The sequence below is a fragment of the Streptomyces sp. 15-116A genome (assembly GCF_025290915.1).
Lineage (GTDB): Bacteria > Actinomycetota > Actinomycetes > Streptomycetales > Streptomycetaceae > Streptomyces.
In genome coordinates this window covers 1-7,981 of the sequence record NZ_JAOCQE010000276.1, presented here as the reverse complement: position 1 = coordinate 7,981, position 7,981 = coordinate 1, and the positions used below count along the sequence as shown (strand labels likewise).

6 protein-coding genes and 1 tRNA gene are annotated in these 7,981 nt (G+C 68.6%); 6 read left to right on the top strand and 1 reads right to left on the bottom strand.

Going from position 1 to position 7,981, the window contains the following annotated elements; all coding sequences use genetic code 11:
• The 5 genes from N4P33_RS29410 to N4P33_RS29390 all read left to right on the top strand — a co-directional run.
• A partial coding sequence (locus N4P33_RS29410; RefSeq protein WP_260829966.1) for a DUF721 domain-containing protein occupies window positions 1-397 on the top strand: 397 nt, incomplete at its 5' end.
• 409 nt (window positions 398-806) lie between these two features.
• The gene (gyrB, locus tag N4P33_RS29405) at window positions 807-2,888 is read left to right on the top strand and encodes a DNA topoisomerase (ATP-hydrolyzing) subunit B (RefSeq protein ID WP_313904610.1); all 2,082 of its coding nucleotides are present in this window, start codon (window positions 807-809) and stop codon (window positions 2,886-2,888) included.
• A gap of 42 nt (window positions 2,889-2,930) precedes the next feature.
• Entirely contained in the window at window positions 2,931-5,525 is a 2,595-nt protein-coding gene (gyrA, locus tag N4P33_RS29400; protein ID WP_260829965.1) for a DNA gyrase subunit A, read from the top strand.
• An 18-nt stretch (window positions 5,526-5,543) separates the two neighbouring features.
• Window positions 5,544-6,335 (top strand): DUF3566 domain-containing protein, encoded by a 792-nt coding sequence (locus tag N4P33_RS29395; protein ID WP_260829963.1) that lies wholly within the window; start codon window positions 5,544-5,546, stop codon window positions 6,333-6,335.
• Between the two features lie 88 nt (window positions 6,336-6,423).
• A tRNA-Ile gene (locus N4P33_RS29390) sits at window positions 6,424-6,497 on the top strand.
• 375 nt (window positions 6,498-6,872) lie between these two features.
• Here the strand turns inward: N4P33_RS29390 and N4P33_RS29385 are convergent.
• The gene (locus N4P33_RS29385; protein WP_260829961.1) at window positions 6,873-7,232 is read right to left on the bottom strand and encodes a DUF6344 domain-containing protein; all 360 of its coding nucleotides are present in this window, start codon (window positions 7,230-7,232) and stop codon (window positions 6,873-6,875) included.
• Between the two features lie 338 nt (window positions 7,233-7,570).
• On the opposite strand from N4P33_RS29385, the gene N4P33_RS29380 reads away from it, so the two are divergent.
• Window positions 7,571-7,699, top strand: a complete 129-nt coding sequence (locus N4P33_RS29380) for a DLW-39 family protein (RefSeq protein ID WP_003999697.1) — start codon at window positions 7,571-7,573, stop codon at window positions 7,697-7,699.
• Window positions 7,700-7,981: the final 282 nt, after the last annotated feature.

Here is a 7,981-nt window from a genome sequence, read left to right as displayed (position 1 = left end):
CGGCGGCCTGCGCTCCGGCGCGCGCGCCGACCGCCGCGATCCCATGCCCCTGGGCCCGGCGATCAACCGGCTGATCGCGGAGCGCGGCTGGGAGGCCCCGGCCGCCGTGGGCGGTGTGATGGGCCGCTGGCCGGAGATCGTCGGCGAGGACGTGGCCAAGCACTGCGAGCCCGAGCGGTACGACGAGGACGAGCGGGTCCTGGTGGTCCGCTGCGACTCGACGGCGTGGGCGACGAACCTGCGGCTGCTCGCCCCCACCCTGGTGGCCCGGCTCAACGAGGACCTGGGGCATGGCACCGTGCGGCTGATCAAGGTCAACGGCCCCGGCGGCCCCGCCCGCCGCTACGGCCCCCTGCGCGCCCCCGGAAGCACGGGTCCGGGGGACACGTACGGGTGACCGGGGCCCGTTTTCCGGCCCTTGCGCATCACGTGACTGACATCACATCACTGGTTCTCAGCTGCTCGTTCGCGGCGTCGGACCGAGTCTCGGCGTACCACCGCACACGGTTGTGAATCGCCACCTGACTCCTAAGTAGCCAAGGGTTGACGGCCGGAAGCGCTGAGTGCCCTCGTGAGCCTCTTGGAGCCCCCATCCGCATATCGGGAGTCGGCCGAGGTCGATTCAGGGCGCCACATGAGGACTCAGGGACCGCCAAACCCCCATCGATGTCAGCGCTACCGGTAGACTGGAAGACAATCCCGCCCCGCCCGTGGGGACCGTCCGGGAAAAGCTGAGCAACGCTGATCAAGGCTTACCAACGCAACATGCCGCAGCCGCTCACGGCGACCGCCGACGAGCCCGGCTCGTGCTGTGCCAGAAAGGGCGCTTCGTGGCCGATTCCGGCAACCCCAACGAGAACATCCCGTCCACCGAGGCCCCGGCCCAGGCCGCCGAGGGCTCAGACGCCGCGTCGTACGACGCCAGCGCCATCACCGTCCTCGAGGGTCTGGACGCGGTCCGCAAGCGACCCGGCATGTACATCGGCTCGACCGGTGAGCGCGGCCTGCACCACCTGGTGTACGAGGTGGTCGACAACTCCGTCGACGAGGCGCTGGCCGGGCACGCGGACACCATCGACGTGACGATCCTGGCCGACGGCGGCGTGCGCGTCATCGACAACGGCCGCGGCATCCCGGTGGGCATCGTGCCCTCGGAGGGCAAGCCGGCCGTCGAGGTCGTGCTGACCGTGCTGCACGCGGGCGGCAAGTTCGGCGGCGGCGGCTACGCGGTCTCCGGTGGTCTGCACGGCGTCGGTGTCTCGGTCGTCAACGCCCTGTCGAGCAAGGTGTCCGTCGAGGTGAAGACCGACGGCCACCGCTGGACGCAGGACTACAAGATGGGCGTCCCGACGGCCCCGCTCGCCCAGCACGAGGCGACCGAGGAGACGGGCACCACGGTCACGTTCTGGGCCGACCCGGACATCTTCGAGACCACCGAGTACTCCTTCGAGACGCTGTCGCGGCGTTTCCAGGAGATGGCGTTCCTCAACAAGGGCCTGACCATCAAGCTCACCGACGAGCGCGAGTCGGCGAAGGCCACCGCGGGCGCGGACGAGGCCGGTGCGGACGAACTGGCCGAGGAGCAGAAGGCCAAGACGGTCACGTACCACTACGAGGGCGGCATCGTCGACTTCGTGAAGTACCTCAACTCCCGCAAGGGAGACGCGGTGCACCCCACCGTGGTGTCGCTCGAGGCCGAGGACAAGGACAAGAGCCTGTCCCTCGAGGTCGCGATGCAGTGGAACAGCGGCTACAGCGAGGGCGTGTACTCGTTCGCCAACATCATCCACACGCATGAGGGCGGTACGCACGAGGAGGGCTTCCGCGCGGCGCTCACCTCGCTCATCAACAAGTACGCGCGCGACAAGAAGCTGCTGCGCGAGAAGGACGACAACCTCACGGGTGACGACATCCGCGAGGGTCTGACCGCCATCATCTCGGTGAAGCTGAGCGAGCCTCAGTTCGAGGGCCAGACCAAGACCAAGCTGGGCAACACGGAGGCGAAGACCTTCGTGCAGAAGGCGGTCTACGAGCACCTCAACGACTGGCTGGACCGCAACCCGAACGAGGCCGCGGACATCGTCCGCAAGGGCATCGCGGCGGCCACCGCGCGCGTGGCGGCCCGCAAGGCGCGTGACCTGACGCGCCGCAAGGGCCTGCTGGAGACCGCCTCCCTGCCGGGCAAGCTCTCCGACTGCCAGTCGAACGACCCCACCAAGTGCGAGATCTTCATCGTCGAGGGTGACTCCGCCGGCGGTTCGGCCAAGTCCGGCCGCAACCCGGAGTACCAGGCGATCCTCCCGATCCGCGGCAAGATTCTCAACGTCGAGAAGGCGCGCATCGACCGCATCCTGCAGAACCAGGAGATCCAGGCGATGATCTCCGCGTTCGGCACGGGCGTGCACGAGGACTTCGACATCGACAAGCTCCGCTATCACAAGATCATCCTGATGGCGGACGCCGACGTCGACGGCCAGCACATCAACACCCTGCTGCTGACCTTCCTGTTCCGCTTCATGCGGCCGCTGGTCGAGGCCGGGCACGTGTACCTCTCCCGCCCGCCGCTCTACAAGATCAAATGGGGCAAGGACGACTTCGAGTACGCGTACTCCGACCGCGAGCGTGACGCGCTGATCGAGATGGGCCGCCAGGCCGGCAAGCGCATCCGCGAGGACTCGGTGCAGCGCTTCAAGGGTCTCGGCGAGATGAACGCCGAGGAACTGCGCATCACCACGATGGACCAGGAGCACCGCGTCCTCGGCCAGGTCACCCTCGACGACGCCGCCCAGGCCGACGACCTGTTCTCGGTCCTGATGGGCGAGGACGTCGAGGCCCGCCGCGCGTTCATCCAGCGCAACGCCAAGGACGTCCGTTTCCTCGACATCTGAGTCGGTCTCAGCTGACCGCACCTGGAAGGACCTTCACCAGCAATGACCGACGAGAACACCCCTGTGACGACGCCCGAGGGTGACGCCCTGGCCATGCGTGTCGAGCCCGTTGGGCTCGAGACCGAGATGCAGCGCTCGTATCTCGACTACGCGATGTCCGTCATCGTCTCCCGCGCGCTGCCCGACGTCCGCGACGGCCTCAAGCCCGTCCACCGCCGCGTGCTGTACGCGATGTACGACGGCGGCTACCGCCCCGAGCGCGGCTTCTACAAGTGCGCCCGTGTCGTCGGCGACGTCATGGGCAACTACCACCCGCACGGCGACTCCTCGATCTACGACGCGCTGGTCCGCCTCGCGCAGCCGTGGTCGATGCGGATGCCGCTGGTGGACTCCAACGGCAACTTCGGCTCCCCGGGCAACGACCCGGCGGCGGCGATGCGCTACACCGAGTGCAAGATGGCGCCGCTGTCGATGGAGATGGTCCGTGACATCGACGAGGAGACCGTCGACTTCACGGACAACTACGACGGCCGCTCCCAGGAGCCGACCGTCCTGCCCGCCCGCTTCCCGAACCTGCTGATCAACGGCTCGGCCGGTATCGCGGTCGGCATGGCGACCAACATCCCGCCGCACAACCTGCGCGAGGTCGCCGCCGGCGCCCAGTGGTACCTGGAGAACCCGGAAGCGTCGCACGAGGAGCTCCTCGACGCGCTGATCGAGCGCATCAAGGGCCCCGACTTCCCGACCGGCGCGCTCGTCGTCGGCCGCAAGGGCATCGAGGAGGCGTACCGCACCGGCCGCGGCTCGATCACCATGCGCGCGGTGGTCGAGGTCGAGGAGATCCAGAACCGCCAGTGCCTGGTCGTCACCGAGCTGCCCTACCAGGTCAACCCGGACAACCTCGCGCAGAAGATCGCCGACCTGGTGAAGGACGGCAAGATCGGCGGCATCGCCGACGTCCGCGACGAGACCTCCTCGCGCACCGGCCAGCGCCTGGTCATCGTGCTCAAGCGGGACGCGGTCGCCAAGGTCGTGCTGAACAACCTGTACAAGCACACCGATCTGCAGACCAACTTCGGCGCCAACATGCTGGCCCTGGTCGACGGCGTGCCGCGCACGCTCTCGCTGGACGCGTTCATCCGCCACTGGGTGAACCACCAGATCGAGGTCATCGTCCGCCGGACCCGCTTCCGGCTGCGCAAGGCCGAGGAACGCGCCCACATCCTGCGCGGTCTGCTCAAGGCCCTGGACGCCATCGACGAGGTCATCGCGCTGATCCGGCGCAGCGACACCGTCGAGATCGCCCGCGGCGGCCTGATGGACCTGCTGGACATCGACGAGATCCAGGCCAACGCGATCCTGGAGATGCAGCTCCGCCGGCTCGCCGCCCTGGAACGCCAGAAGATCGTCCAGGAGCACGACGAACTCCAGGCGAAGATCAACGAGTACAACGAGATCCTCGCCTCCCCGGTCCGCCAGCGGGGCATCGTCAGCGCCGAACTGGGCGCGATCGTCGAGAAGTACGGCGACGACCGCAAGACGAAGCTGATCCCGTACGAGGGCGACATGTCCATCGAGGACCTGATCGCCGAGGAGGACATCGTCGTCACGGTCACGCGCGGCGGCTACATCAAGCGCACCAAGACCGACGACTACCGGGCGCAGAAGCGCGGCGGCAAGGGCGTGCGCGGGGCGAAGCTGAAGGAAGACGACATCGTCGACCACTTCTTCGTCTCCACCACCCACCACTGGCTGCTGTTCTTCACCAACAAGGGCCGCGTCTACCGCGCCAAGGCCTACGAGCTGCCCGAGGCCGGCCGGGACGCGCGCGGCCAGCACGTGGCCAACCTGCTCGCCTTCCAGCCGGACGAGGCGATCGCCGAGATCCTCGCGATCCGCGACTACGAGGCGGCGCCGTACCTGGTCCTGGCGACCAAGTCCGGCCTGGTGAAGAAGACCCCGCTCAAGGACTACGACTCCCCGCGCTCGGGCGGCGTCATCGCCATCAACCTGCGCGAGCGGGAGGACGGAACCGACGACGAACTGATCGGCGCCGAACTCGTCTCGTCCGACGACGATCTCCTGCTGATCAGCAGGAAGGCACAGTCGATCAGGTTCACCGCGACGGACGACACACTGCGCCCCATGGGCCGTGCGACCTCGGGCGTCAAGGGCATGAGTTTCCGCGAGGGAGACGAGCTGCTCTCGATGAATGTTGTTCGACCCGGTACGTTCGTGTTCACTGCCACAGACGGCGGGTACGCGAAGCGGACCGCTGTCGACGAGTACCGCGTCCAGGGCCGCGGCGGCCTCGGCATCAAGGCCGCCAAGATCGTCGAGGACCGCGGATCGCTCGTCGGTGCGCTGGTGGTCGAGGAGACCGACGAGATCCTCGCCATCACGCTGTCGGGCGGTGTGATTCGCACGCGAGTCAACGAGATCAGGGAAACCGGCCGTGACACCATGGGCGTTCAACTGATCAATCTGGGCAAGCGCGATGCCGTCGTCGGCATCGCCCGGAACGCCGAGGCGGGTCGCGAGGCGGAGGAAGTCGACGCCGACGTGGTCGTCGACGAGGACGCCGAGGGTCCCGAGACCACCGGCACGGACGAGGGTGAGGCGCCCTCGGCCGAGTAGCACGAGGAGTGAGTCAGCGTGAGCGGAGCCACGGGCGCCGGACCGGCCGGTACCAGTAGGGGGACGGACGGCGGTGGCCGTGGCTCCGCCGCGTCGGCGGCAGATCCGCACACGACCAATCTGAAGCCTGTGAAGGCACCGGCCAAGGACGCGTCCTCGTCCCAGGCACATGGATCCCAGGGGGGAACGGTGACGGACACCCGAGGCCCGCAGCAGGCCGCGCCGGAACAGGGCGCCGCCGCTCAGACGGCCTCACCGCTGCCCGGGGAGCGGCAGCCGCAGCAGCAGGCGGCGCCGTATCACCCGCCGCAGGCGTACCAGGCGCAGCCTGGAGCGGCAGGAGCGGCAGGAGCGGCAGGAGCGGCAGCCGCGGCGGGCACGGCGGGAGGCCCGGCCGGCGCGGTACGGCGCCCGCGCACGGGGGCGCGCACCATCCCGCGCGTACGCAAGGCACGCCTGCGCGTGGCGAAGGCGGACCCGTGGTCGGTCATGAAGGTCAGCTTCCTGCTGTCCATCGCGCTCGGCATCTGCACGATCGTCGCGTCGGCCGTCCTGTGGATGGTCATGGACGCGATGGGCGTCTTCTCGACCGTGGGCGGCACCATCTCCGAGGCGACCGGCTCCAATGAGTCGAACGGCTTCGACCTGCAGTCCTTCCTGTCGCTGCCCAACGTGCTGCTGTTCACGACGATCATCGCGGTCATCGACGTCGTCCTGGCCACGGCCCTCGCGACGCTCGGCGCGTTCATCTACAACCTCTCCGCGGGCTTCGTGGGCGGCGTCGAGCTGACGCTGGCCGAGGACGAGTGACGACCGCGGATTACCGATTTTGGGACTGCCCCCCTCGTGCGCTAATCTTCAGGAGTCAGCGCGCGGGACGTACACCGCAGAGCGCGGCGGGGCTATAGCTCAGTTGGTTAGAGCGCATCCCTGATAAGGATGAGGCCACAGGTTCAAATCCTGTTAGCCCCACAGTCGACGAGACCCCCGGCCGGTGGCCGGGGGTCTCGTCGTTGTGCTGTGCGGGGGCTCAGGAGTGTGTGGCCGCGGGGGCTCGGGTGGGCGTGGCTGCGGAGTCTCGGGTGTGTGGTTGCGGCGGGCGCCGGTTCGCGCGGTATGGCGGGTGCCGGTCTACGTGGTACGGCCGTTGCCGGTTGGCGCGGACTGCGGTCGTCGGCAGGCGCGGGTTGTGGTCGTCGGTTGTGCGGTGCTCGGTGTGGTCGTGGGCATGAGGAAGGCCCGGCTGCTCGGTTCGAGCTGCCGGGCCTGTGCGTGCCGTGGGGCTGTACGCAAGTTCGCCTGGACTTTCGGGGCCGGAACGGCACGGGCGGGATGCGGAGCCTCGGATCAGCGCTGGAGCGGTGTGTCCGCGGTGCTGGATTCTGAGGCGGGCTTGGTGTCGGTGTAGCAGGTCAGCGGGTCCGCGGCGGTGTCCGCGAGGGGGAGATGGCGGCAGCTGGGGGACTTGCCGTGGGCCTCGGCGCGGATGCGCTGTTTCATCGTGGGGGGCAAGGCGCTGGGCCGGGACCAGGACCGGAAGGACGGCGCCGGCGCCGTCGCGTCCGGGGCGCTCTCGCGGTTGCGCGTCGTCTCGGCCTGCTGTACGGCCGCGGAGGCCGTCGTGGTGATGAGTCCGAGCGCCGTGAACAGCGCGAGGAAGGCGGTCACGACGACGGTCCAGAGCTTCATGACCTTGTTCCTGGCCATGGTCCCCTCACTTTCGGGTCGGGCGATTTGCGTACTTTCCTCATGATGTGTATGTGGACCGCGAAGTGGTGGACCGACGCCCGTGGCGCGTGGATGTTCAGATGAACACCACCCATATGGACGCAAGAGCTCGCAAAAAGGGAGAAGAGTGGAGGGGAGCGCTCAAAACAACGCTCCGTGAGGGTGTGATCACCGTCCGATCGGACCGGACCGCTCCGCTTCTACTGCGCTGAGCCGGACGGGAGTTGACGGCCCGCACAGGTCACCGATCGGTATCGGTCGGTGTGTATAGTCGGGCGCCAGAGGTCCCCTACGTCAAGGAAAGACGAGGTCGCGCGGTGAAGAAGCTTCTCCTGGTCGCACTGGCCGCCATCGGCGGGCTCCTCGTGTACCGCCAGATCCAGGCGGATCGCGCCGAGCAGGATCTGTGGACGGAGGCGACTGACTCCGTGCCCACGGGTTCGTGAGTACCGACAGCCGACGCTGAGACAGACCCCGGCCGCTTGCGCGGTCGGGGTTTTGTGTGTGGCGGGCCTTGCCGACGGCCCTTGCGGGCGGGGCAGGATGGGCCACGGCACGCGGGCGGAGCCGACGCCCGTGCACGGACACGCGGGCAACGACGAGGGGTGGCGCGTGAAGGGACGGCGGGGTACGGCGTGGGGGCACGCGCGACCGGGACGCGGCCGTCCGCCTGCTCCCGCGCGAGCGGGTGCGGGGGCGCTCGCGGTGGTGGTCACCTGGGGGGCCGT